Genomic DNA, 24,484 nt, shown 5'->3' with positions numbered 1-24,484 from the left:
CGTCAGGTGGCCGCGGCGAGCGCCGCGTCGAGGGCGCCGTACCGGTCGTCGCGGCCCGAGACCCACTGCCTGTGGCCCATGAGCTCGAAGATGCGCCGGTGCTTCGGGTTCTTCCACGTCATGCCGAGCAGCGCGCGCTGGAACGCCTCGGCCTTCGCCTCGGGCAGCGCCGGCAGCGCGTCGAACATCGCGAAATCGTAGGCCGGCGTGGTCCAGAGGACGTCGACCCGGCGGAGGTCGATGTGGCCGTTCGCCTGCTCGGCGAGCCACACGGCGTCCCCGACCGCCGCCGCCTGCGCCTTGCCCTCGTGCAGCGCCGCGAGCGCCTGGACCTCGCTCGTCGCGGTGTCCCCGTGCTTGCCGACGTCCACCTCGAACGGCATGAGCTGGATCTTCTCCACGGCCACGCCCGCCTGCCGGAGGAAGTGGAGCGGCAGGATGCGCGCGTGCGCCGAGTCGACGCTCCCGACGGCGAGCGCCTTGCCCTCCAGATCGCTGAGCGCCCCGACGGCGGCGTCGCGGCGGACGAGCAGCTTGCTGTGGAAGTCGCGATCGATCTCGCGCATCGCGAGCGAGCGGGACCGGCCCTCGGTCTGCCGCTTCACCCGCACGTGCGCGACGGCGCTGTTCCAGGCGACGTCGATGTGCCCGCGGATCAGCGACTCGACCTGGCGCTCGTACGTAGAGAACAGCGCGAAATCAATCAGGATTCCATGTTCGCGGAAGTGCTCGCGCAGGCTCTCCCACAACGTCACCACCTTGGCGTCATGCGCCACGGCGCCGACGAGCATCGCCAGGTCCTTCATCCGGTGCCTCGCACGGGCGCCGACGCTAGCACGAGCTCTGCCCGCCGAGAGCCCCGCGTCTCGCACATCGGGGCCACGCGGGCGGCCTCTTGCCCATCCAGCGCCCAACCGGGCTACGCTGCGTCCGTCGTGTACGCCGGCGCCGGTTCATTTCCGTTTCGTCCCCCGGCGCTCCGCGCCTGATGGCTCGCTTCCGTTCCACCCTCATTCCCTTTCTGCTCGGCTTTTTGCCGCTCGGCGCGATCGCCGTCCCGGCGCACGCCGACCCGACCCCGGCACGTCCGGCTCAAGCCAGCCCCAACCCCGGTCAGTCCAGCCCCAACCCCGGTCAGTCCAGCCCCAACCCCGGTCAGGCCAGCCTCGACCCTGTCGACGCTGTCACCCCTCCGGCACGGGCCGTGCCCGCGGGCGAGACCGGCACCCAGGCCACCGACGTGCCTTCGCTCGGCCAGCCGCTGGCCCTGGGAGAGCTCGTCGGCAAGCCGATCGTCCGCATCGATGTCACCGCGCAGGGCGACCGATGGCAGATCGTGTCGCCGGTCACGAGCGTCGACCTCGGCGAGCCGCTCAGCCCCGACGCCGCGCGCCGCGCCATGCGCGAGCTGCTCGCCTCGGGCAACTTCGCCCGCGCGTCGGCCGAGGCGTACCTCGTGCCGGACGGCGCCGCGCTCCGCATCTTCGTCGTCCCCCGCCGGAGCATCGCCACCGTCCAGATCAGCGGCGGCGCGCTCGACCGGCAGGACACCCTCGAGGCCGCCGGCATCGCCGAGGGCGGCGAGATCACCGCGGCCACGCTGGCCGAGATCAGCCCCCGCATCCGCGCGTTCTACGCGCTTCACGGCTACCCCGCGGCCGCCGTCACGGTCCGCGCCGTCGACACCGACGAGCCCTCCCAGGTCGTCCTCGCCCTCGACATCGAGGCCGGCGCTCCACGTGTTGTCTCCGAGCGCGTCTTCGTCGTGGCGCCGCGCGCGGACCGGGAGCTCGGCTCGCTCAAGCAGAGCTACGGCCTCGGCGTCGGCGCCCGCGTCGACGAGCCCGCCCTCGCCGAGGCCGACCGCGAGATGGCCGAGCTGCTCCGCCGCAGCGGCTTTCACGACGCCGAGGTCTCCCACCGCGTGCTCGCGGTCGGCCCGCACAACTACCTCTACGTCTACCTCGAGCCCGGCGCGCGCATCGTCCCCGTCTTCGACGGCAACCGCGCCTTCGACGACGACGCCCTCGAGGCGGCGCTCGACCTCGGCGAGACGACCGAGACCAGGACGAACGATCTCACCGATCGGCTCCGCGCGTTCTACGTCGAGCGCGGCTTCCTCGACGCCGAGATCACCCCCTCGCTGGGCGGCAAGCCCGACGATCCGGTCCGTTACCTGACCTTCACCGTCCGCGAGCACGACCAGGTGCGCGTCACGAAGCGCGTCTTCCCCTGCCTCACGGGCGATCTCAGCCCCGACGACCTCGGCCGCGAGATCGAGAGCTTCCTCGAGGAGGACCTGCCCGGCGCCGACGCCTTCTCGATGCCCGACCCGCGAGGCATCTCGGACCTCTTCGGCCCGACCCGCGGCGCCGGCGGCCGGGCCAGGCCGGTCGAGCTCATCCCCTCGATGACGTACGCGCAGGAGACCTACGAGCGCGCCCTCAAGCACCTTCGCGATCTCTACTTCAGCAAGGGCTACCTGAACGCCGTCGTCGGCCCGGTCTCCGTGCTCCGCGCCACCTGCTCGCGCCGCTCCCCGCCGGGCGCCTGCGTCCCCGAGCCGGTCGCCGAGCGCGTCACGGCCCAGTGCCTCACCGACGCGCAAGGCATCCCCCTCCCCGAGCCGCCCGTCCCCGCCGCCCTCACGTGCCGCCCCGACGCCGCCCGGCACATCGCGTGCTCCCCCGAGGTGACGCTCCGCATTCCGGTCCATCCCGGCCCGCAGACCCAGCTCTACGATCTCGCCTTCGAGGGGAACAAGGGCTTCTGCCGCCAGGCCGGCCTGAGCGAGCGCGACCGCGCCTTCTGCGCCGACGAGCGGCCGTTCAGCGAGCGCTGGCTCAGCGACCTCGCCGATCTGAAGGTCGGACAGCCCCTCTCGACGCTCGCGCTCGACGCCGCGCGGCTGCGCATCATGGATGCGTATCGCGACCTGGGCTACGCGTTCGCCGAGGTCCGCACGGCCATCGAGCCCTCGCCCGACCGCACGCGCGCCCGCGCGCGGTTCATCGTCTCGGAGCGAGATCGGGTGTTCGTCACCGGCATCGTCGTCAAGGGCGCCGTCCGGACCGATGAGCAGCTGATCCTCCGCCGCGTGCTGCTCCGCGAGGGCGCGCCGTTCCGCCAGTCGCAGGCCCGCCTGAGCGAGGAGCGCATCGCCACGCTCGGCCCCTTCTCCAGCGTGTCGATCTCGCTCGAGGATCCCGACGTCCCGCAGAAGAACAAGCGGGTCGTCATCCACGTGGTCGAGCAGCTGCCGCAGTACCTCAACCCGCAGATCGGGTTCTCGACCGGCGAGGGCGCGCGCCTCGCCTTCGAGTACGGACACCGCAACATCGCCGGCCTCGCCATCGGCCTCACGATGGGCGTCCAGCTCAGCTACCTGTTCGAGTTCATGATCGTGGACAAGGCGGCGAGCCGCCACTACGAGGAGCTCCAGGTCGATGACCAGCTGGAGCGCCGCGTCGCGGTCTCGGTCGCGCTCCCGGACATCGGCCTCGGCCCGCTCGTCAGCATGTCGCTCGCGGGCATCCACGTGCGCGACAACCAGCTGGATTTCGGCGTCACGAAGACGGCGATCATCCCCGCGCTCACTTACCGCCCGCGGCGCGCCGTGACGACGCAGCTCGCCCTGTCGACCGAGCTGAACAAAGTCGGATTCTTCCCGGGCGCCGTCGGCACCGACAAGCGGGATATCCTCGACCAGCTGCGCATGCCCGAGGGCGAGACGATCGCCCTGGCGCAGCGGATCGACGCGTCCTGGGACACGCGGGACACCCCCTTCGCCGCGACCCGGGGCTTCCTCCTCTCCGGCGGCGTCGAGCACGTCGACGCCTTCGACGCCTTCGCCTCGGTCCGGGCCCAATCGAGCTTCCCCGAGAGCCACTTCCTGCGATTCACGGGCCGCGTGTCGGGCTATATCCCCCTCGCGCCGCGGTCGCGGCTCACCCTCGCCCTGAGCCTGTCCGGAGGGTATATTCAGCCGCTCGTGGCCGAGAGCGGGACGTACCCGGATCGCCTGTTCTTCCTCGGCGGCGTCGACTCGCTCCGTTCCCATCTGGCCGAGTCGCTGTATCCTGAGGACGGGCTCGAGGAGGCGAGAAAGGCGCTGGGCGGGAACGCCGAGGTGTCGACCGACGATATCCCGCGCGGCGGGACGGTGATGGTGAACCCGCGCGCCGAGCTGCGCATTCCGCTGACGGATCTGCTCCAGCTCGGGCTCTTCCTCGACGCGGGCAACCTCTGGATCAGGGCGAGGAACGTCAACCTCGATCCGCGGCTCCTGCGTTACGGGCTCGGCGCCGGCCTGCGGGTGAACACGCCCATCGGCCCCCTCGCCTTCGACTACGGCTTCAACCTGGATCCGCGCGACGAGCTGGATGAGATCGACGGTGCACTCCACTTCTCCGTGGGGCTCTTTTGACAGGCGGCCTCGCGCGCGACGCGCGCGAGGCGGCTCCCAACGCATGATGATAACGAGGCTCCCCTGATGAACCGTTCACTCCGCATGTGTGCTTTGCTCGCCCTGACATCGACCCTCACGATCGCCGGCTGCGGCGACGACGAGAGCGCCGCGCCGAGCAGCGCGGCGAGCACGTCCGGCGTCGGCGGGTCCGGCGGGCACGGTGCGGCCGGCGGCTCGGCGGGCAGCGGCGGAGAGGGCGGGCAAGGCGGCTCGACGAGCAGCGCCTCGGCTGGCGGCGGATCGGTGGGTGGCAGCGATGCCGCGGGCGGCGGCGGAGCGGGCGGGCAAGGCGCCTCGACGAGCAGCGCCTCGGCTGGCGGCGGCGATGCCACAGGCGGCGGTGGAGCGGGCGGGCAAGGCGGCTCGACGAGCAGCGCCTCGACGAGCAGCGCCTCGACGAGCAGCGCCTCGACGAGCAGCGCTTCGACGAGCAGCGCCTCGGCGGGCGGAGGCGACGCCGCCGGCGGCGGCTCGGCGAGCAGCGCTTCGACGGGCGGCGGCGACGCCGCCGGCGGCGGCGGAGAGGGCGGGGCGTCGGCGTGCGGCGATCTGCGGTGTGACACCGGCGAGACGTGCGACTCGTGCGCCGACGACTGCGGCGTGTGCCCGCCGGTCTGCGGTGACGGCACATGCGAGCCCGACAGGGAAAACTGCCAGGCGTGCGCCACCGACTGCGGCGTGTGCCCGCCGGCCGAGTGCAGCCACGACCTCTGCGAGGAAGGCGCGCCCCTCCTCATGGGCTGCGACCCGTGCGTGACCGAGCTGTGCGCGGAGGACCCGGCGTGCTGCATGAGCAACTGGGATACCCACTGCGTCGCCGGCCTCACCGCCGCCTGCGGGCGGGCCTGCGGGTGCGCCCACGACCTCTGCGAGACGGGCGCGCCCCTCGACGCGACCTGCAACAGCTGCGTCGAGACCGTGTGCGGAGAGGACGGAGACAGCTTCTGCTGCACGCTCGGGTGGGACGAGGGCTGCATCGCGCTCTCGGAGAGGCTGTGCGACGTCACGTGCCGGTGAGCTCGGCTCGCCGCCCGAAGGGCGAGCCCCTCATGGCGCGGTAGCGACGGCGCTCCGCCGTGAACCTGACCGGCTCGGCGGGTGGAACGCCATCCGGCCGGCGCGCTCAGCGCGCCGTCGCCGCCTTCATCTCGCGGACGAAGCTCGCGACGGCGCGCGCGGCCGCCTCGGGATCACCGACGTTCGCCGCGACCCGCTGCACGACCGCGGACCCGCTGACCACGCCGAACGCCCCGGCGGCGAGGGCGTCGCGCACGTGCTCGGGCTTCGAGATGCCGAACCCCAGGATCGCGGGCGGCGCGCCGAACCGGCGCAGCGTCTCGAAGAGCGCCCCGTGGCCGAGGCGCAGCTGCTCGTCCGCCCCCGTCACGCCCTTGCGCGTCACGCAGTACGTGTACGCGCTGCACCGCTCCGCGAGCTGCTGCAGCGTGGCCTCCGAGGCGTTCAGCGGCGCGATCAGCACCGGCGCCACCCCCACGGCGCGCGCCGCCGCCACGTACGGATCCGACTCCCTCACCGGCACGTCGGCGACGAGCACGCTGTCGACCCCGGCCGCGGCCACCGACGCGTAGAAGCCCGCCAGATCGCGGTGCTTCACGAGGTTCGCGTACGTCAGGATGCCGATCGGCACCTCCGGCGCCTCCGCCCGGAACCGCGCCAGGAGCTCGATGCAGTCGCCCGGCCGCACGCCGGCCTCGAGCGCCCGCACGGCGGCGGCCTGGATCGTCGGGCCGTCCGCGATCGGATCCGAGAACGGGATCCCGACCTCGATCGCGTCCGCGCCGCCCTCCACGGCCGCGCGCAGCAGCCGCGCGCTCGTGGCGAGGTCGGGATCCCCCAGCATCAGGAAGGGGATGAACGCCCCCTCGCCGCGCTGCCGCAGCCGCTCGAATGCGCGATCGTAGCGCGTCGTCACCGTCTCCCGACTCATGTCGACCTCCCGGGATCGAGCAGCCTCTGCGCCTGCTCCATGTCCTTGTCTCCGCGGCCCGACAGGTTCACGACGAGCACCGTCTCGCGCCCTGCCTTCGCCGCCTCCGCCACCATCTTCAGCGCGTGCGCGATCGCGTGCGCCGACTCGAACGCCGGGATGATGCCCTCGCTGCGCGCGAGCCGCTGGAACGCGTCGAGCGCCTCGTCGTCCGTCGCCGCGACGTACGTCGCCCGGCCCGACGTCATGAGGTGCGCGTGCTCCGGCCCGACGCCGGGGTAGTCGAGCCCCGCCGAGACCGAATGCGTCTCGGCGACCTGCCCGTGCTCGTCCTGGAGGATGTAGGTCTCCGACCCGTGCAGCACCCCCGGGCGGCCCTTGAGCAGCGTCGCCCCGTGCATGGCGGTCGACAGGCCGTGGCCGGCGGGCTCCACGCCGACGAGCGCCACGTCCTTGTCCGGGATGAACTCGGAGAAGATCCCCATGGCGTTGCTGCCGCCGCCCACGCACGCGACCACCGCGTCGGGCAAGCGCCCCTCGGCCTCCAGGATCTGGGCGCGCGCCTCGCGGCCGATCACCCACTGGAAATCGCGCACGATCGTGGGGAACGGGTGAGGCCCGGCGACCGTCCCGATCAGGTAATGCGTGTCCTCGTAGCTCTCGGTCCAGTAGCGCAGCGCCTCGTTGAGGGCGTCCTTCAGCGTCTGCGAGCCCGAGGTCACGGGCACCACCTCGGCCCCCATGAGGCGCATCCGGAAGACGTTGAGCCGCTGCCGCTCGACGTCCTTCGCGCCCATGTAGATGCGCGTGGGCATGCCGAGCAGGGCCCCGATCATGGCGGTCGCGACGCCGTGCTGGCCGGCCCCGGTCTCGGCGATGAGCCGCCGCTTGCCCATGCGCCGCGCGAGCAGCCCCTGGCCGAGCGCCTGGTTCGTCTTGTGCGCGCCGCCGTGGAGCAGGTCCTCGCGCTTGAGGTACAGCTTCACGCGCGGATCGCCGGTCAGGTTGCGGCACAGGGTGAGCGGCGTCGGTCGCCCCGCGTAGGTCGTCAGCAAGGCGTCGAACTCCGCCGCGAACGACGGATCGCCGCGCGCCTCCAGGTACGCGCGCTCGAGCTGCTCGAGCGCGGGCACGAGGATCTCCGGGACATAGGCGCCGCCAAAGGCGCCGAAGCGGCCGCTTTGCTGCATGTAATTGCCTCGATCGTCGGTGGTGCGTTGTGCGTTGTGCGTCGTGAGAGCTGCCGTCAGGGGGAGGCGCGGTCCGCCGGGGCCCCGGGGTCATTGTCGTGGCGCGACGGGCCGCGCGCGCTGTCGAACAGGCGCACGAGCAGGTCGGCGCACTTCTCGCCGGGCGCGCGCTCGACGCCCGACGCGACGTCGAGCCCCCACGTCCCGACCCGGCGCGCCGCGGCGATGTTGTCCGGGTTCAGCCCGCCCGCGAGCAGGCTCCGCGCGCGCGCCGGGTGGCCGTCGATCGCGCTCCAGGCGAACGTCCGCCCCGTGCCTCCCCGCGCCTCCGCCGTGCGCGTGTCGAAGACCAGCCGATCGGCGCTGCGCTCGACCTCCGCGCCCGCGCCGTCGCCGCCCGCCCCGCCGGCCGCGCCCGCGGCCTCCCCGGACGGCGCCATCGGGACCGCCTTCCAGACCTCGCACCCCTCGGGGAGCGCGCGCCGCAGCGCCTCGATGAACGCGGCGTCCTCGTCGCCGTGGAGCTGCACGGCGCGCAGCCCGATCGCCCGCGCCGTATCCGCGACGAAGTCCACGGATTGATTGAGGAAAACGCCGACGAAGGGCAGCCCCGCGGCCGTGGCGGCCACGATCTCGGCCTGCTCGCGCGTCACCCGCCGCGGCGAGGTCTCGGCGAAGACGAGGCCGCCGAAGCGGGCCCCGAGCCGCTCCGCCTCGCGCGCGTCCCCGGGCCGGGTCAGGCCGCAGATCTTCACCCGGCCGGTCACCAGCGCGCGCGCGGCGTCCGCGATGTCGGGGCTGCGCATGAGCGACGTGCCGACGAGGAACCCGTCCACCGAGGGCGCGAGCCGCTCCACGTGGGCGCGCGACTCGACGCCCGACTCCGCGATGACGATCCGATCGCGCGGCACGCGCGGGGCGAGCCGCTCCGAGACGGCGAGATCGACCTTGAGCGTCTTGAGATCGCGGTTGTTGATGCCGATCACGGGCGCGGGCAGCGCGAGCGCCCGCTCGAGCTCCGCCTCGTCGTGGACCTCGACGAGGCAGTCCATGCCGAGCGCCTGGGCGGCGCCCAGGCAGAGGAGCGCGGTCGCGTCGTCCAGCACCGACAGCATGAGCAGGATCGCGTCCGCGCCGTTCGCCCGCGCCTCGATCACCTGGTAGGGCGAAACGACGAAATCCTTGCAGAGGATCGGGACGTCCACGACCGCGCGCACGGCCTGGAGGATCTCGAAGCTGCCCTGGAAGAAGGGCTCGTCGGTCAGCACGCTCACCGCGTCGGCGACGCCGTAGTACGCGGCGGCGACGGCGTGCGGGTCGAAATCCGGCCGGATGAGGCCCTCGGACGGAGAGGCCTTCTTGCACTCCAGGACGAACCGCGCGCCCGGCGCGGAGAGCGCGCGCCGGAGGCTCCGCGAGGTGGGCGGCGCGCTCGCCCGAAGGCTGGCGAGCGGGGTCCGCCGCTCGCGCTCCGCCACGTCCGCCCGCTTCCGCTCCACGATGCGCGCGAGCACATTGCCCTGCTCAGCCATGTTTCGCCTCCTTCCGCGCTTCCTGGGCCCCATCCCGGCTCAGCGCCACGAAGCGCGTGAGGCGCTCCGCCGCGCGCCCGGAGCCCAGCGCGTCGAGCGCCAGGGCCGTCCCCTCCCGCAGCCCCTCGGCGCGCCCGGCGACCCAGAGCAGCGCGCCGGCGTTGATCGCGACGGCGTCGCGGTGCGCGGGCGCGCCGCGCCCGGCGAGCAGATCGCGAAGCCACGCCGCGTTCGCCGCCGGGCCGGCGCCCCGGAGCGCCTCGATCGGCGCCGGCGAGACCCCCGCGTCCGCCGGGTCGATCAAGAGCTCCTCGACGATCCCATCGCGGAGCCGGGCCGCGCGCGTCGGGGCGTGCAGGGCGACCTCGTCGAGCCCCCCGCCGTGGACGACGAGCGCGGCCTGGCACCCGAGCATGCCGAGCGTGCGCGCGGCGTGGGTGACGAGCTCCGGATCGTAGATGCCCATCACCTGGATCGGCGGCGCGCTCGGGTTCACGAGGGGGCCGAGCAGGTTCATGATCGTGCGCACCTTGAGGGCGCGGCGCACGGGCATCGCGTGGCGGAGCCCGGCGTGGTACTGCGGCGCGAAGAGGAAGCAGAAGCCGACCTCATCGAGGGCGCGGCGCGAGACCTCGGCCGGCGGGTCGAGCCGGGCGCCGAGCGCCTCGAGCGCGTCGGCGGAGCCGCACTGGGAGGAGACCGAGCGGTTGCCGTGCTTGGCGACCGGCAGGCCTGCTTCGGCCGCGACGAAGGCGACGGCCGTCGACACGTTCACGGTGGACTGCCCGTCTCCGCCGGTGCCGCAGCAGTCGGCATAGACATAAGCCGGCCGCGCGAACGGCGCCGACGCCCCCCTGAGCGCGCGCGCCGCGCCCGCGATCTCGGCGGGGGTCTCGCCCTTCGCCTTGAGCGCGACGAGCAGCGCGGAGAGCTCGATCTCGGTCAGCGCCCCTGCGACCACATCGCGGAACAGCGCCTCGGTCTGCTCCGCGGAGAGGTCGACGCCGGCGCAGAGCGCATCGATGACTGCATGCATCATGGTTCTCTCCTCATGTTCACGGCTGTTCCGGCAGACACGGATCCTCGGGACTCTGGCGTCGCGCCGCGGCGCCCTGCATAGCGGACAAAAGCGAAAAGGCCCACCGTTGTTCGGCGGGCCCTCTTCTTCTTTCCTTCAGGTCGTCCTCCCCGCAGGGAGGCGCGTTACCCGTGGTAAGGGCCCGCCTTGGTAGAGCACCAGCGCCACCAGCGCAGCCCTGCCACGCACGAACCCACCTCGGCGGCCGAGCACGACGCGCCGCCGAGGACGAAGGCCTCGGAGCGGCGGCGAGCGCAGGACGCGGGGAGCGCGCGGGGCATGCGGGGAACATAGCTTGCGGGCGCGACGAGCGTCAAGCGGGTTCCGCGCGCCTCGAGCCGCCGCTGAGCCGCCGCTTCAGCCGCCGTGGCCCGAGCTTCCTCGGATCAGCGAACCTCCGAGGCCTCCGCGCTCTCCACCGCGATCCGCCGGCGACGCCTCCGCAGGAGGGTCTTCGTGCCCTCGCAGGCGGCCAGCGCCGGCGTCGCGACGGTGGACAGCGGGCTGAAGGCCGGCGCGGGATACCGGTTCTCTTCGGCGCCTCGGTACGCTCCGAAGACAGAGGGCACGCCATCGAAGATCTCAGCGAGCTCGTGCCGGCGCCGCATCACACCCGTCATGTAGCAGACGCGACAACCGATGTGGAATACCGCATAGAAGACATCGTCCAGCGACAGCTTGCGTCGCGCAAGGAGCCTCGGTCATCGGTCATCGGCTAACCAGGGTCAACAGAGGGCCAACTGAGGGTGAACTGAGGGTGAACTGAGCGCGCGTGACGATTCGCCGTTGACACCCGTGCATCGTCTGGCGTTCCCTTCCCCTCCATGAGCACGATGGCGTTCGAGGCGGCGTTGGATGACGCTCAGCTGCGCCCGGTCGGCGTGATCCGGTCCTTGCTCAAGGAGCGCAGCGAGGCGCCCAGGCAAGGCTCGGAGGGAGCGCCGGATGCCTGGCTCGAGGTGTACCCGTGGGCGGCGGAAGCGCTGCACGGCCTCGCCGTCGGCGACGAGATCATCGTCATCACGTGGTTTCACCAGGCGCGTCGCGACGTCCTCCGAGTCCACCCGCGATCCGACGCGCGCAATCCGCTCACGGGCGTCTTCGCGACGCGATCTCCGGACAGACCGAACCCTCTCGGTCTTCATCCGGCCTTTGTCCGTGCCATCGACGGCGACCGCCTGCGCATCGGGCCCATCGAGGCCATCGACGGCACACCGGTCGTCGACATCAAGCCGGTCCTGACGTGAGGAACAGCGCTGCGATGATCGCTACCTGGAGATCACGATCCAGGTGAGCTCGTCGATCCCGGAGAGCGGCGCCGTCTTGACGACCGCGCCGTCGGCCTCCCCTTCGGCCGGCGCCGAGAGCTTGCCGTCGTACTCGCTCATCGTCCGGAGCCTCACGGGCGTCCCTGGCGCCAGGTCCGAGGGGGCCTGGACCCCGATGGGCGAGTCGCTGGTCGTCGCGAACGGGTAGAGCGCGTAGACCGCCACGATCTCCTCCCCGCCGAGATCGGGGAGCGGTGGCACGCGCTCGGGCGGGATCCTCCGGGCCGCGATGTCGTGGAGGGCCTCGCCGAGCGGCGTCGCGAGCGCGGCGCGGCTCACGGTGAGCTGGAGGCCATCGCCGACCTCCACGACCTGCGGATCGTCGCTGTTCGGACCAAGGACGGCGCCCGCGGGCAGGTGCGGCACGAAGAGCGATCCCGCATCGACGGTGACCGCGTCGGTGAAGCGCAGCGGGAACAGGGTCGTTCCCCGGCGCGGCGTCGTCCCCGCGTCCTCCATCGACTTCACAACGAAGTCGACAGGCGGCTCCGCGTCGCAGAGGAAGGTGAAGCGACCATCCGCCCTCGATCGGTCCGAGTAGCAGACCGCGGTGTTGCAAAACAGCACGGTGGCTCCGCCGATGGGCTGTCCCGCCTCGTCCGCGAGCACGCCGGTCACGCCTGGACCCGCCGGCGCGCCGCCTGCGCCGGAGCCGCCCGTCGCCGCGCCGCCGCCGGCTCCGCCACCACCGCTGACCGCTGCGCTGCCGCCGCCTCCGGCGCCGCCGCCCGTCGCTGCGCCGCCGCGGGCGTCCCCCGCCCCGCTGGTCGAGCCGCCGCCTCCGTCGCAACCGGACGCGATCAGCACGACCATCAGGAGCAGGGCGCGCCTCATCATTCGGCCAGCGCCTGCTCGATGACCGCCGTCATCGCATCCGGATCGTACTCATGCGTGACATACCGGACGATGCCGTCCTTCCCGACGATCACGTCGACCGGAAACGGATTGGGGCCGGGGAAATTGGACGTCACGGCGGCGTAGGTGCTCGCGGTCTCCTCGAGCCCGACCGGGAAGCTGACCTTGATGTTGTCGCAATACGCCTGCACCTGGCCGATCTGATCGACCGGCTCCCTCGGGTTGAGGGCGACGATCTGCAGGCCTTGGTCCTTGTACTTCAGCCAGAACCGCTCCTCGGTGTCCGGCAGGTGGTTGGCGCAGACCGGACAGAAGGTGGCAAAGTAGGTGAGCAGAAGCACGCCCCCCGCCGACTCCTCCGAGGTCCATGTCGTGCCGTCCAGCATCGTGCCCGTCGTCGCGGGCAGGGGCGCCCCGACGCTCACGCCGGGCGCGTTGCCGACGAGGTAGGTCTTCCGCACCGGGGCCGCAGGGTCGTCCGAGGTGATGTGGAGATAGCCGATCTCCTGGTCCGTCGCCGAGGCGAGGTAGGTCACGTTGAGCTCGATCTTCTCGCCGGGCGCGATCCGGGCCTGGCGCGGCTCGACGCTGAACGCGGAGCCGCTGACCCAGTTGTCCACCAGCGTGAGCGGCGCCGTCCCCTGGTTCGTGACCTCGAGCGGGAGCGTCTTCCTGTCCCCGGCCGCGACGGGGCCGAAATCGATCCGCGCGGCGGATTCCGGGAGACGGATGTTGGGGGCGAGGCGGTCCGGCTCGAGGCGGTAGGAATACGGGTTCTCCCAGGTGCCGATGAACACGTCCTGCCCCCGGGCGGCGACGCCGAAGGTGCGCATCGTGGGGAGCTCGCGATCGGGATCCTCGTACTCGAACGCCCTCGGGATGCGCACGGCCGCGATGAAGGTCGGGGCGGCGGGCGTGGACACGTCGTACACGCGCACGTCGTTCCACGCGGCGACGAAGAGGCGGCGCTCGGAGTAGGCCAGGCGGAGCGGGGTCCCGGGCATCTCGGCGCGCCCGACAACGACCGGGCGCGCGAGGTCGGAGATGTCGACGACGGCGACGCCCGCAGAGCCCGCCGCCACATACGCGAAGTCGCCGTCCACGACGACGCCCTTCGCCTGGCCGCCGGTCGCCACGCGCCCGAGCTCCACCGGCGCCGTCGGATCCGTCGCGTCGACCGTGACGAGCCCGTCCACGCCGTCGGCGACGAAGACATGGTTGTCGCGCGCCGCGACCCCCCACGCATTCGTGAATCCACCCAGGCTGCCGACCCGCGTGAACCCGACCGCGCTGTCGTAGCGGTAGACGCCGAGGCCATCTCCGTGCAGCCCCACGAAGATGTTGTGGTTCGCGACGTCGACTCCCTCGTAGCTGATCCCCACCTCCTGCAGGACAGGGAGCTGCACCGGGGCCTCGGGATCGCTGATGTCCCAGCCGCTCAGGAACGCCGGGTTCCGGATGTTGCCGAGGTGCGTGGTGAAGACGAGATCATCGTCCCACGCGAGGTGCTTGCAGCCGGGCGTGCGGGTATCGCCGGGGATTGTGTGCTTGAGCCCCCCCGCGAGCACCTCCATGTCGGCGGGGTCCTCCGCATCGATGACGTTGAATGTGTAGCTGCAATTGAGGAGCAAGTCATCGTCGCGGACGCGGACCTCATCCGTGTGGCTCCCGACTTCGTGCAAGCTCTGGAGCTGCACAAGCGGGCTCAGAAAATGCCCGGGCTGGAGCGCGGTCGGGACGCATTCCCCGCCGACGTCCTCGGTGCCCTCGCCGCAGACGACACCGGGGCTCGTCGCCGAAGGCACGCACGCGCCGTCGACGTCCTCGGTGCCCTCGCCACAGACGACACCGGGGCTCGTCGCCGAAGGCACACACACGCCGTCGGCGGCCTTCGTGCCTGGACCGCACGACAGCCCGGTCTCGCTCACCGCATCGTCGTCTCCGCAGGCGGACAAGGCGAGCAAGATCAGCGCCGAGGCGGAAGCGCGACGTCGCAGCAGCGTCATGAAGAGCTCCTTGGAGGGGATGAAGGACAGGGCGGCTGATGAAGCAAGGGCAGCGTCTTTGCGACGATACAAGTCGCCGGGGGGGCCAGAGCAAGGAGAACCGGGGTCGCGGCGGCGCCGGCGCACATCTCCGACGGTGTCCGCCGTTGCGCCGCCCGGACCAGGTGGGGTCCAGGTCGGAGGCGGCGACTCGGATGGGGCCCCCTCCGCGGCTCGAGGCCTGGGCGACCGAACATGACGCGTCACCGAGGACGCAGGCCTCGGAACGGCGCCGCGTGCGGCGCGCGGGGCATGTGGTAGGGAACGCCCGGTAGGGTCGTGGTCGCAGGGAGGCCACGAGAGAGCACGGGAAGGTTCATGTTGAGGAGTGCGGTTCTTGGAGGCGGGATCGCCGGGTTGAGCGCGGCGATCGCCCTCGCCGGACGGGGGTTCGAGGTCGAGGTCTTCGAGCGACACGCCGCGCCGACGGACATCGGCGCGGGGATCGTCTGCTGGCCAAACGCCTCCTTCGTGCTCCAGGAGCTCGGGCTCCTGGACTCGGTCGCCAGGCTGGCGGGGCGCCCGACCCGGATGCGGAGGGTCTCGTGGACCGGGGAGGAGCTCGGCGCGCTGGACATCCGGAAGCTGGACCAGCTCATGGGGTCCCCGAGCCTCTCGGTGCTGAGGAGAGAGCTCCAGGCGGCGCTGCTGTCGCGCGTCACCGAGCTGGGTGTCCACGTGCGGTACGGGCACGCCGCCGATCGCATCGAGCCCTCGGCCACCGGCTCGGCGAGCGTTCACTTCGCGAACGGAGCGACCGTCGCTGCGGACGTGATCCTCGGAGCGGACGGGCGGATGCGATCGGTCGCGAGGGCGTTCGTGCACGGCGACAATCGCCCGAGATATCAGGGCTTCGTCAACTGGCTTGGCACGTTCGAGAGCGATCGCGCGGTGTTCTCGGAATCGCAGATCGAGGTGATGGACTGCTGGGGTGTCGGCGTGCGCTTCGGCGTCGTGCCCGTATCTCGATCGAAGGCGTACTGGGCCGGCGCCGCGGCCTGCCCTGAAGCTCGCGGCAAGGAGCCAGCAGATCACCGGGCCGAGCTCCGCGCCCTCTTCCGCGGGTGGCCGAGCCCGATACCGCGATTGATAGAGGAGACGCCCATCGAGCGCATGAACAAGATCTACGTCCACGATCACGATCCCATCGACACGTGGCATCGAGGCAACGTCTTGCTGATCGGCGACGCCGCGCACGCGGCGCTGCCCACGTCGGGCCAAGGCGCCAGTCAGGCCCTCGAAGACGCGTGGCACCTGGCCGACTGCCTGGGCAGCGCGGCCTCCCTCGAGGAGGCGTTCACCGCCTTCACGAAGCGCCGCCACGCCAAGAACGCCGCGATCAACGCGGGCGCCCGCGACCTCGCGCGCTCGCTGTTCGCGACCGATCCTGCGCTCTGCGAGGCGAGGGATCGCAGGAGCAAGGCGACCGACTACGAGGCCATGGTGCAGGGCATGGCGAGGGGCTGGTCCAGCGGACTGCCGATGAGCGGGCGTCCGGGCGCCCCGTCGGCGCGGCCTCAGGCCTGACGAGCCCGGGGACGCGCCGTCGAGGGCGCTCCTGCGCGACGGCGCGCTGCCCCGTCTTGGCGAGACGCCGCTCTACTCCTCGTCAGGATCGTCTCCGAAGAGCGCCCCGACGGACCACGTGATCGCGTCGAACGGCTCTGCCTTGACGCGCTCGCCCCGCTCTGCCGTGAGCACGTTCAGATACCCGTCATCCATCCAGCGATGCACGGAGAGCACTTCGTTCATCGGATCCACGATCCAGTAATGCGGCACCTTGCACCGGTGGTAGGTGCGCATCTTCTTCACGAGGTCATTGCGCGTGTTCGAGGGGCTTAGCACCTCGCAAACCCAGTCGGGCCGCACGACGATCGGCGTCTTCTCGGGCAACTCGGGGAGGCGCTCACGCCGCCAGCCCGCCACGTCGGGACGGTAGACCTCGTGCTCCTCGAGCTGCACCTCGACCTCGGTGGCGAACCACCACCCTCCTGGCCAACGACCGCCGGGCCGCCGGTTGTAGGGGCGGAACACGATCCCGGCGAGCGATGCCTGGGCGCCGCCGTGCTTCGGCGAAGGCATCGCCTTCGGGACGAGCTCGCCGTCGATGATCTCGTGGAAGCGCTGCGCCTCGGGGACGGCCAGCAGGTCCGCGATCGTGGCGAGCTTGCGCGCGGGGAGCGACACGGCGCCACCATCGTGCCGTACCCGAGCGGAGCCCGCCAGCGGGCACGTACCAGACGCCGCGCGGGCCCCCGGCGCATCCGTGCAGCCGTCTTGCCGGCTTCTTGCCGGCTTCGCGTGGCGCAGCCTCGACTCCGAGCGCGTCGCTTACGGGTTGCCGGTCGCCGGCGCCCCCGGCTCGTCCGCTCCCGCAGGATACTTTGCGGCCCGGTACACCGATGGTAGGCCCCGTTCTCCAGGGCGCACGACCTCGCGGCCAGGCGCGACAGGCCCTCGCGAGGCGCCCACGCGGCCCTCCCCCCCTGTGTGCCCATGATCACCGCCGAACCAGGTCCCCCGCCGCCGCCGAGCGCCGCCGGCTCTCATGACAGCGTCCCGCCGCGATCGCCGAGCGGCCCGCCCGCCCGGCAGAGCGCGCCGCCGGGGCGGTCCGTCCCCCCGCCGGGGCGGTCGGCCGCCCCTCCCCCGCCGCGCCGCAGCGCCTGGACGACCCGCCTCGGCGAGGCCTGCGTGCTCGGCCTCGGCGTCGCCTCGCTCTCCGCCGTGCCGACCGCGCTCCGCACCGCCCGCGCCGGCGCGTCCTTCCTCGACGGGCTCCTCGTCGGGACCGCCGTCCTGCTCCCGCTCGTCACGCTCGCGCTCATCCTCTCGCGCGCGGCCGGCCGCGGCTTCCGCGGCATCGTCGGCACGGGCGGCGAGCGGCTCGCCGTCCTCCGCGTCGCGCTCTGGATCGGCGTCGCCTTCCCGGTGCTCGCCGCGCTCGCCGCCCTCCTCAAGGCGACGACGCACCACCGAGGCCTCGCCGGCGCGACCTTCGGCGTCCTCGGCCTCGCCGGCGTCGTGGCAGCGGCGCTCGTCACCCAGCGCCTCGTCGCGCTCGGCGATCGCCTCGCCGCCCGCGGCGTGAAGCCGTGGCTCCTCGCCGTCGCCGGCACGGCCATCGGCGTCGTGCCCCTCGTCGCCGCCTTCGCTCCGCTCGCCGCCCACGCGGCCAGCACGACCGGCGACGCCGGGGCCGCCGTGCGCGCCGCCATCGTCGACGGCGCCATCGCGCTCGTGGCGACCGCGCTCGTCTCGAGCGTCGACCTCAGCGCGGCCGTCGGCCGCATCGCCGGCGTCGCGGGCGTCCCCCTCGCCGCCCTGGTCCTCATGACCGCGACCGCCCGGATCGAGTCGTTCCCCCCGCTCGGCCAGGCCGTGCGCGCCGGCGGCGGGCTCGCGGCCACGCTCTTCAGCGCGCTCGAGCAGTGGACCGACCGCGACGGCGACGGGATGGGCTCGCACTTCGGCGGCCTCGACTGCGACGAGGGCGATCCCACCCGGTATCACGGCGCACCGGAAACGCCGGGCGACGGCATCGATCAGGACTGCAGCGACGGGGCCCACGAGGGCGCCGCCTCCCTGCCCGCCAGGGCCGTCGCGGGCTCGCCTGCCGGCGCGCTGACGACCGCGGCCGCCGGCGCCCCGCCTGCCGCCGCTTCCGGCGCCCCGCCTGCCGCCGCTGCCGGCGCTCCGCCGGCCGCTCCTGTCGGCGCCACGACGGCCGCGCCCGTGCGCGCCGCCTCCACGCCCGCCGCGCGCGACGAGGGCAGCGCGGTCATCCCGGCCGTCCTGACGAAGACCATCTCCCCCGCCGGGACCACGCCCGCGCCCGCCGCCGCGCCGACGCGCCCCGACGTCCTCCTCGTCACGCTCGACACGGTCCGCGCCGACCACACGTCGGCCTACGGCTATGGCCGCGACACCAGCCCGCGGCTCGCCGAGCTCGCGGCCCGCGGCGTGCTGTTCGAGCGCGCCTACGCCGCCTCGAGCGAGACGCAGCGGGCCATCTCGCCGCTCGTCACCGGCCGCCGCCTCAACCGAGCGGCGCGCGACCGCCGCGAGTGGCCCACGCTGCTGCCCGAGAACGACACCCTCGCGGAGCGCATGAAGCGCGCCGGCTACCTCACCGCCGCGGTCAGCTCGTTCACGTGGATCAGCCAGGAGCGCGGCTTCGATCAAGGGTTCGACCGCTTCGAGACCGTCTACGGCGACGCCCACCCGGAGCGCGAGGCGACAGGCCACCTCGCGGTCGAGAAGGCCATCGCGCTCCTCGAGGGGGTTGCCCAGCGCACCCAGCCGATCTTCCTCTGGCTCCACCTCTTCGACGCCCACGAGCGCTACGTCGCCCACCCCGGCATCCGCTTCGGCGCCGGCAGGACCGCCGCCTACGACGGCGAGATCGCCTACGTCGACCGGCAGCTCGGCGCCCTGCTCGACGCCGTGGCGAGGGGCCCCCGCGCCGGCCGCACGGCGGTCATCGTCCACGGCTCGCAGGGCGAGGGGCTCGGCGAGCACGGCCCCGTGGGGCACGGCGTCGAGCTCTACGAGGAGGCGATCCGCGTCCCCCTCGTCATCGCCCTCCCCGGCGCCGCGCCGGGCCGTTACCCGCATCCCGTGAGCACGGTCGACATCGCGCCCACCGTCCTCGACGTCGGCGGCGCGGAGGCGACGGCCGTCGAAGGCGCCTCCCTGGCCGCGATCGCCACCGGCGCCGAGCGCGCTCCCCGAGGGCCGGTGTTCGCGCGCACCGCCCGCCGCGCCGCGGTCGTCGACGGGCAGCTCAAGCTCCTCGTGATCGAGCGGAAGAAGCGCGACCGGCTGCTCCTGTTCGATCTCGGGAGCGATCCCCGGGAGACCCGCGACCTGTCCGGCGAGCGGCGCTTCGAGGCCGACCTCGGGCGGCTCCGCGAAAAGTTGTCTGCCTTCGAGTCTCCCTCGCAGTAGAGTTTACTGCGAGGGATCATGCACCGACTCGCCCCTTCGACGCGGAAGCCCGCGCCCCCCCGCGCGAGGGCGCTGCGCGCCGCCGTCGCCGTCGGCTTCGCGCTGGGCCTCGCCTCGCTCGCGCTGCTCGTCGTGCGGCTCGCGCAGGCGCCGTCCGTGCCGCTCACGCTCGGCGCGGGCGCCATCACCGGCTCGCTGCCGCGGCGCCTCCGGTTCGAGTGGCGCCTCGTGCGCGATCGTCACTGGCAGATCGCCTCGTCGCCCGCCGAGTCGCGCGAGGCCACCGACCAGATCGAGGGCACCCGCGGCACCTGCCCGACGGGCATGGTCGAGGTCTCCGGCCTCATGAAGCTCGACCCCGCCCCGAAGGCCCAGGGCGACCTGCGATCCATCGACGAGATGCAGCGGACCACCTGCAAGCACTGGATCAGCAGGGACTACCCCGAGCGGTGCGCGGAGTTCGATCGCGAGAAGTGGCTCTCGATGTCGAAGGATCTCGACACCAAGCCGATGCACTTCTGCATGGATCGCTACGAGTACCCCAACCAGAAGGGCGTCTATCCGTTCATCCTCGTCTCGTTCTACGAGGCGAACGAGCTCTGCGCCGAGGAGGGCAAGCGCCTCTGCGACGAGGCCGAGTGGACCTTCGCCTGCGAGGGCGAGGAGGCGCGCCCCTACCCCTACGGTTACGTCCGCGAGCCTGAAGCGTGCGTCGTCGATCAGGGTTGGCGCCCGTACATCGAGACCGCGCTGCGCCCCCGGGGCGGCCCCGCGGCCATGGCCGAGATGGACCGGCTCTGGCAGGGCATGGCGTCGGGCGTCCAGCCCCGCTGCCGGAGCCCCTTCGGCGTCTACGACATGACCGGCAACATCGATGAGTGGACCCGTTCCGTCCGTGAGGGCGAGCGCCCCTCCATCCTGAAGGGTGGCTACTGGGGTCCTGTCCGCACGCGCTGCCGCCCCTCGACCCGCTCGCACGACGAGAACCACATGTTCTACCAGCAGGGCTTCCGCTGCTGCGCGGACCACGGCGCCACGATCGGCGTCCCCGCGGAGCGCGCCGTCTCCGGCGATCCTGCCGCCGCCCCGCTGCCGCGCGAGCTCCGCTGACGCGCTCGCAGGCGTGCAGACAAGCGCGCGGCGCGCGTCATCGGAGCTCACGCCGCCGCGCAGTCGACCGCGCTCGCCGCAGCGCGTATCCTCTGCGCTGATGGACCACCCCCCCGCCGGACAGGGCGCCTCGCTTGGCCCCCGCGACGTGCGCGCCGAGCACGCCGGCACGCGCCTCGCTGCGCGGGCGGAGCCGCCGGGCGCCGCGCCAGCCCCGCCGCGCGCGCGCCAGCTCGATCGGCTGACCGGGCTCGTGCTCCTCACCGCCACCGCCGTCGTGCTGCTCCCGACGGCGCCCGTCGTGTTCCGGGCGGTCGCCGGCGATCGCTCGCCGGCGCAGAGCGCTGGCCGCTTCGCGCACCTCCTCGACGGGCGTTCCCCGGCGGACCGGCGCGCACAGGTCCACCCTCGTTTCCCGTTCGACGACGATCCAGGCTCCGACGAGGGGCCATCCCCTCACGACGACGGCCCTGCCTTCGACGACGAGGAGGACCCGGGCGGGCCTGCGCGCCTCCAGGCGGGCATCGCCTCGCGCGGCATCACGCTGCTCGACGAGCCGCGGGCGGACGGCACCCGGGTCGGCGCCATCGCCGCGGGCGAGATCGTGATGATCGTGCGCGAGTCGGGCGCGTGGGCCCTCGTCATGAAGAACGGCGGGGGCGAGCTGCTCATGGGCTGGGCCCGCCGGAGCGAGATCGCCATCCGATGAGCGCGCGCTCGCCGGGCTCGCCGCGCGCCTACCGCGCTCGTCTGCTCACCCCGATCCCCGCGTCGCCGGACGGCGCTCAGGTCCGATTCATCGACGACGCGCTGCTCGTGGTCGGCGGCGACGGTCGGATCGCCCAGGCAGCGCCGTTCGCCCCGGGCGCGTTCCGCGGGCCGGTGCTGGACCTGCGGCCTGCGGTGTTGATGCCGGGCTTCATCGACGCGCACGTCCATTTCCCGCAGACGCGCATCATCGGCAGCGCCAGCGGCCCGCTGCTCGACTGGCTCGATCGGTCGGTCTTCCCCGAGGAGGCCCGCTTCCGCGACGAGGCCTATGCCACGCTCGTCGCGGGCGAGTTCACAAACCGGCTGCTCGCGTCGGGCACGACCACCTGCGTCGTCTTCTCCAGCTCGTGCGCCGGCGCGACCGACCGGCTGTTCCGCGCCCTGCTGGCCGCCGGCTTGCGCGGCATCGCCGGCCTCACGCTCATGGACCAGAGCTGCCCGGAGGCGCTCCGCGTCCCTCGCGACGAGGCCATCCCCGCCGCCCGCGATCTCGTGCAGCGCTGGCACGGCGAGGGCGGCGGCCTCCTCGAGTTCGCGATCACCCCCCGCTTCGCCCCGAGCTGCTCCCGTCCCTTGATGGAGGCGGCCGCGCGGCTCGCCCGCGATCACGGCCTCCTCGTGCAAACGCACGTCGCCGAGAACCCGGCCGAGGGCGAGGCCACCTTGCGCGCGCACCCCTGGGCGCGCGACTACGTCGACGTCTACGACCGCGTCGGCCTGCTCACCGGGCGCGCCCTGCTCGCGCATGCGATTCACCTCTCGCCGCGCGAGTGGGACCGCCTCGCGGAGACGGGCTCCTCGGTCGTCCACTGCCCCGACTCGAACTTCTTCCTGGGCAGCGGCCGCATGCGCCTCTCCGACCCGCGCGCGCGCGGGGTCCTGGTCGGGCTGGGCAGCGACGTCGGCGCTGGCCGCAGCTTCGACATGCGCCGCAGCATGTCGAGCGCCTTCGACAACGCCCTCTGCCTCGGCGACCGCCTGACCCCGGCGGATCTCTTCGTCATGGCCACGCAGGGCACCGCCGACGCCATCGGCCTGGGCCGCGTCGTCGGCAGCCTCGACGTCGGCAAGGAGGCGGACTTCATCGCCGTGCGTTTCCCCGAGCACGTGCTCGGCGAGGCCGAGACGCTGAACCACCTCGTCTTCGCGTCCGACGCGACCGTCGCGACCGTCCAGCGCGCGTTCGTGCGCGGCCGGCCAGTCTACCCCTGACCGCTCCCCCTCTCGTCCTCGGCGGCCTCATAGACCTCGAGCTCCCAGACGAGGATCTCGAAGTCTCGCCGCAGGATGTACCGTGCGCCGTCGTCCCCGCGCACCTTGAAGTAGTGGTGATCGCCCCCGGGCCACCGGTCGAGGATCTCCGTCACCCGCACGCGGCGCTCCCCCAGGGTGACCGTCTCGGGCTCTTCGCTCCCGCCGTGGCCGGCACGGCACGCCACATCGACCCGCATCTGCCTCTCGCGCAGGGTAGCAGGTGCGGGCGCCTGGCTCCCGCGATCCCTCCAAAGAGAGGGCTCGTTCGGCCGGACGCCCCGCAATGGCGGCGCTCCCGGGGTGTCGCGCCCGGGAGCGCCTCCTCGCTCAGTTCGGGTTGACCGAACAGCCGTAGAGCAGCTCCATGCCCGCGGTGTTGTCCTGCGCCGCCATGGCGCACGTGTCCTCGCACAGCTTGATCTGCCCCTCCTCGATGTAGAAGGACGAGGTCGCCCCGGCGCACTCCTCGAGGCTCTTCACCTGGGAGAAGGTCTTCTTCTGCCCGCCGTCGCTCGGCGTGAACTCGATCTGCACCGTCTTCAGGTCGATCGAGTGTCCATCCGGCGCCTTGGGCACCTCGATCTCGCACGACAGCTTGGCGCCCGAGATCACGCTGTCTGCGATGGCCTGGAACACCGCATCATAGGTGGCGTGCTGCTGGATCGGGTACCTCAGCCCGCCGGTCATGACGCTGAGGACCTGATAGGTCGTCCCGGGATCGACCGAGTCTGGCCGGCACTGCTCCCAGGTGGCTGGCGCCTCCGGCGGCCAGGGGGCGGTGATTGGGTCGTTCTCCTTGATGCCCACGAAGCTGAAGAACTTGTAGTTGCGCGCGTCCTTCGAGCCGAAGAACTCCGGCGCGACCGCCATGAGGGCGGCGTCGAAGGTCTCTGCCGAGAGGGTGCCGCCGGCGACGTTCTCGTTCTCGGGCAGATCGTCGTCGAGGTCGTAAAGTTTGATGTCAGCCCCCTCGTCGACGGCCGTCTTGCTCGCGCCGAGCGACTTCGTCGTGCAGTCGACGCCGTCATCGGTGATCTCGACGAACACCTTGAGCGAGTCCTCCCGCAGCCACTGCGACCACCCGGGTGACGCGGTCTCTCCCCTGGGCTGGATCGCGCCCTTCAGCGTGTCGATCGCCATGCAGAGCGAGTCGAGGCTGCTGATATCCAGGTTGTACTGGTAGAAGTGCGGTGGATTGGTGTTCGGGATCGACGGGACCGGCGAACAGCTCCCGCTGCCGAGCGGCGCCTCGATGCAGACCGATTGCTCCAGGTCCGAGCTGCCGTGCCTCGATAGCATGATGACGCGGAAATCGATCTTGCTCGCCGCGATGATCGAGGCGAAGTTCTGGTTGATGTTCCGCTGGACGCTGTTGATCTCGTCCTTCATGCTCTCCGAGTTGTCGATGATGAAGATGATGTCGGCCGGGCGCTGCTCGTAATCGGCCTGCAATCGGGTCGCGACGCACGCCGTATCGCCGTTGAGCGACGCGTCCTTGTCCCCGGCCCCTGCGTCGACATCGAACTCACCGCCGTCCCCGAGCCCGCTCCCGGACGTCTCGCCGCTGCTGCCGCTGCCGCCGCTGCCGCTTCCAGAGCCGCTGTTGCCGGGGTTCGCCTCACCACCCCCGCCGGAGCACCCACCGATGGCTGCCGCCGCCGCAAGCAAACCCAGACCAACCAGCCCAACAAGCGTCTTCGTCGAGAGCTTCAAAATGACCTCCAAATTGGGGAACGCGACAATGCGCAGCGACCGAGGTTACCAGACTCACGTCCCAGTGGACGCGATCGTCATGAAATAATCCAGACCGACATGAGGTAGACAACCGACCACCGTTGTCGGTCCAGGTACCTTGTCCACGACCGGTCGACTCGCCCTCTGGGACAGGCTCACCAAAGGAGCGAGGACATGGCCGAGGGCGGGTGAACCGGAGCGCCGCACGACGCGGCGGCCCC

Annotated in this window: 20 protein-coding genes; 8 read left to right on the top strand and 12 right to left on the bottom strand. The window is 72.3% G+C overall.

What is annotated here, in order from left to right:
• Nucleotides 1-2: 2 nt before the first annotated feature.
• Nucleotides 3-806 carry a phosphate/phosphite/phosphonate ABC transporter substrate-binding protein gene (locus WME97_RS06095; protein WP_437550174.1) on the bottom strand — a complete coding sequence of 268 codons (804 nt, stop codon included), beginning with the start codon at nt 804-806 and terminating at the stop codon, nt 3-5.
• Between the two features lie 182 nt (nt 807-988).
• Between WME97_RS06095 and WME97_RS06090 the strand changes: the two genes are divergently transcribed.
• Nucleotides 989-4,426 (top strand): POTRA domain-containing protein, encoded by a 3,438-nt coding sequence (locus WME97_RS06090; protein WP_437550172.1) that lies wholly within the window; start codon nt 989-991, stop codon nt 4,424-4,426.
• 66 nt (nt 4,427-4,492) lie between these two features.
• On the top strand, nt 4,493-5,485 hold the full coding sequence (locus WME97_RS06085; protein WP_437550171.1) for a hypothetical protein: 993 nt from the start codon (nt 4,493-4,495) through the stop codon (nt 5,483-5,485).
• Between the two features lie 106 nt (nt 5,486-5,591).
• Here the strand turns inward: WME97_RS06085 and trpA are convergent, their stop codons facing one another.
• The 6 genes from trpA to WME97_RS06055 all read right to left on the bottom strand — a co-directional run bounded on the left by trpA (nt 5,592) and on the right by WME97_RS06055 (nt 10,827).
• Nucleotides 5,592-6,416, bottom strand: a complete 825-nt coding sequence (trpA, locus tag WME97_RS06080; protein WP_437550169.1) for a tryptophan synthase subunit alpha — start codon at nt 6,414-6,416, stop codon at nt 5,592-5,594.
• Complete coding sequence (trpB, locus tag WME97_RS06075; RefSeq protein ID WP_437550167.1) at nt 6,413-7,606, bottom strand: tryptophan synthase subunit beta; 1,194 nt, start codon at nt 7,604-7,606, stop codon at nt 6,413-6,415. The genes trpA and trpB overlap by 4 nt, the downstream gene beginning before the upstream one ends.
• 56 nt (nt 7,607-7,662) lie before the next feature.
• Nucleotides 7,663-9,138, bottom strand: a complete 1,476-nt coding sequence (gene trpCF / locus WME97_RS06070) for a bifunctional indole-3-glycerol-phosphate synthase TrpC/phosphoribosylanthranilate isomerase TrpF (RefSeq protein WP_437550165.1) — start codon at nt 9,136-9,138, stop codon at nt 7,663-7,665.
• Nucleotides 9,131-10,174 carry an anthranilate phosphoribosyltransferase gene (trpD, locus tag WME97_RS06065; RefSeq protein WP_437555326.1) on the bottom strand — a complete coding sequence of 348 codons (1,044 nt, stop codon included), beginning with the start codon at nt 10,172-10,174 and terminating at the stop codon, nt 9,131-9,133. The genes trpCF and trpD overlap by 8 nt, the downstream gene beginning before the upstream one ends.
• A 167-nt stretch (nt 10,175-10,341) precedes the next feature.
• The gene (locus WME97_RS06060; protein WP_437550163.1) at nt 10,342-10,497 is read right to left on the bottom strand and encodes a hypothetical protein; all 156 of its coding nucleotides are present in this window, start codon (nt 10,495-10,497) and stop codon (nt 10,342-10,344) included.
• Between the two features lie 105 nt (nt 10,498-10,602).
• Nucleotides 10,603-10,827, bottom strand: coding sequence for a hypothetical protein (locus WME97_RS06055; RefSeq protein WP_437550162.1), 225 nt, complete (start codon nt 10,825-10,827; stop codon nt 10,603-10,605).
• A 213-nt stretch (nt 10,828-11,040) separates the two neighbouring features.
• Between WME97_RS06055 and tsaA the strand changes: the two genes are divergently transcribed.
• Nucleotides 11,041-11,463: a tRNA (N6-threonylcarbamoyladenosine(37)-N6)-methyltransferase TrmO gene (gene tsaA / locus WME97_RS06050; RefSeq protein WP_437550160.1), complete on the top strand. Its 423-nt coding sequence runs from the start codon at nt 11,041-11,043 to the stop codon at nt 11,461-11,463.
• Between the two features lie 21 nt (nt 11,464-11,484).
• On the opposite strand, the gene WME97_RS06045 is transcribed toward tsaA, so the two are convergent.
• Both WME97_RS06045 and WME97_RS06040 read right to left on the bottom strand, forming a co-directional pair.
• Nucleotides 11,485-12,381, bottom strand: coding sequence for a hypothetical protein (locus WME97_RS06045; RefSeq protein WP_437550158.1), 897 nt, complete (start codon nt 12,379-12,381; stop codon nt 11,485-11,487).
• Entirely contained in the window at nt 12,378-14,405 is a 2,028-nt protein-coding gene (locus WME97_RS06040; protein WP_437550156.1) for a redoxin domain-containing protein, read from the bottom strand. The genes WME97_RS06045 and WME97_RS06040 overlap by 4 nt, the downstream gene beginning before the upstream one ends.
• Nucleotides 14,406-14,762: 357 nt before the next feature.
• Here WME97_RS06040 and WME97_RS06035 point away from each other — a divergent pair, with 357 nt between their 5' ends.
• Complete coding sequence (locus tag WME97_RS06035; protein WP_437550154.1) at nt 14,763-15,971, top strand: FAD-dependent monooxygenase; 1,209 nt, start codon at nt 14,763-14,765, stop codon at nt 15,969-15,971.
• 72 nt (nt 15,972-16,043) lie between these two features.
• Here WME97_RS06035 and WME97_RS06030 read toward each other — a convergent pair whose 3' ends face one another.
• Entirely contained in the window at nt 16,044-16,631 is a 588-nt protein-coding gene (locus WME97_RS06030; protein ID WP_437550153.1) for a Uma2 family endonuclease, read from the bottom strand.
• Between the two features lie 309 nt (nt 16,632-16,940).
• On the opposite strand from WME97_RS06030, the gene WME97_RS06025 reads away from it, so the two are divergent.
• The 4 genes from WME97_RS06025 (at nt 16,941) to WME97_RS06010 (ending at nt 22,487) form a co-directional block, all read left to right on the top strand.
• Nucleotides 16,941-19,394 carry a sulfatase-like hydrolase/transferase gene (locus WME97_RS06025; protein ID WP_437550151.1) on the top strand — a complete coding sequence of 818 codons (2,454 nt, stop codon included), beginning with the start codon at nt 16,941-16,943 and terminating at the stop codon, nt 19,392-19,394.
• Nucleotides 19,395-19,412: 18 nt separating this feature from the next.
• A complete protein-coding gene (locus WME97_RS06020) occupies nt 19,413-20,504 on the top strand; it encodes a formylglycine-generating enzyme family protein (protein ID WP_437550149.1) in 1,092 nt (363 codons plus the stop codon).
• Nucleotides 20,505-20,604: 100 nt separating this feature from the next.
• Nucleotides 20,605-21,213 (top strand): SH3 domain-containing protein, encoded by a 609-nt coding sequence (locus WME97_RS06015; protein ID WP_437550147.1) that lies wholly within the window; start codon nt 20,605-20,607, stop codon nt 21,211-21,213.
• Nucleotides 21,210-22,487 carry a guanine deaminase gene (locus WME97_RS06010; protein WP_437550145.1) on the top strand — a complete coding sequence of 426 codons (1,278 nt, stop codon included), beginning with the start codon at nt 21,210-21,212 and terminating at the stop codon, nt 22,485-22,487. Before WME97_RS06015 ends, WME97_RS06010 begins: the two co-directional genes overlap by 4 nt.
• Here WME97_RS06010 and WME97_RS06005 read toward each other — a convergent pair.
• The gene (locus tag WME97_RS06005; RefSeq protein ID WP_437550143.1) at nt 22,478-22,726 is read right to left on the bottom strand and encodes a hypothetical protein; all 249 of its coding nucleotides are present in this window, start codon (nt 22,724-22,726) and stop codon (nt 22,478-22,480) included. The genes WME97_RS06010 and WME97_RS06005 overlap by 10 nt on opposite strands.
• 130 nt (nt 22,727-22,856) lie before the next feature.
• The gene (locus WME97_RS06000; protein ID WP_437550141.1) at nt 22,857-24,242 is read right to left on the bottom strand and encodes a hypothetical protein; all 1,386 of its coding nucleotides are present in this window, start codon (nt 24,240-24,242) and stop codon (nt 22,857-22,859) included.
• Between the last annotated feature and the right edge of the window lie 242 nt (nt 24,243-24,484).

It is taken from the genome of Sorangium sp. So ce367, from assembly GCF_051520455.1.
GTDB classification, from domain to species: domain Bacteria; phylum Myxococcota_A; class Polyangia; order Polyangiales; family Polyangiaceae; genus Sorangium; species Sorangium cellulosum_B.
Note: the sequence above shows the minus strand (reverse complement) of the source record. Positions and strands in the feature narration are given on the sequence as shown.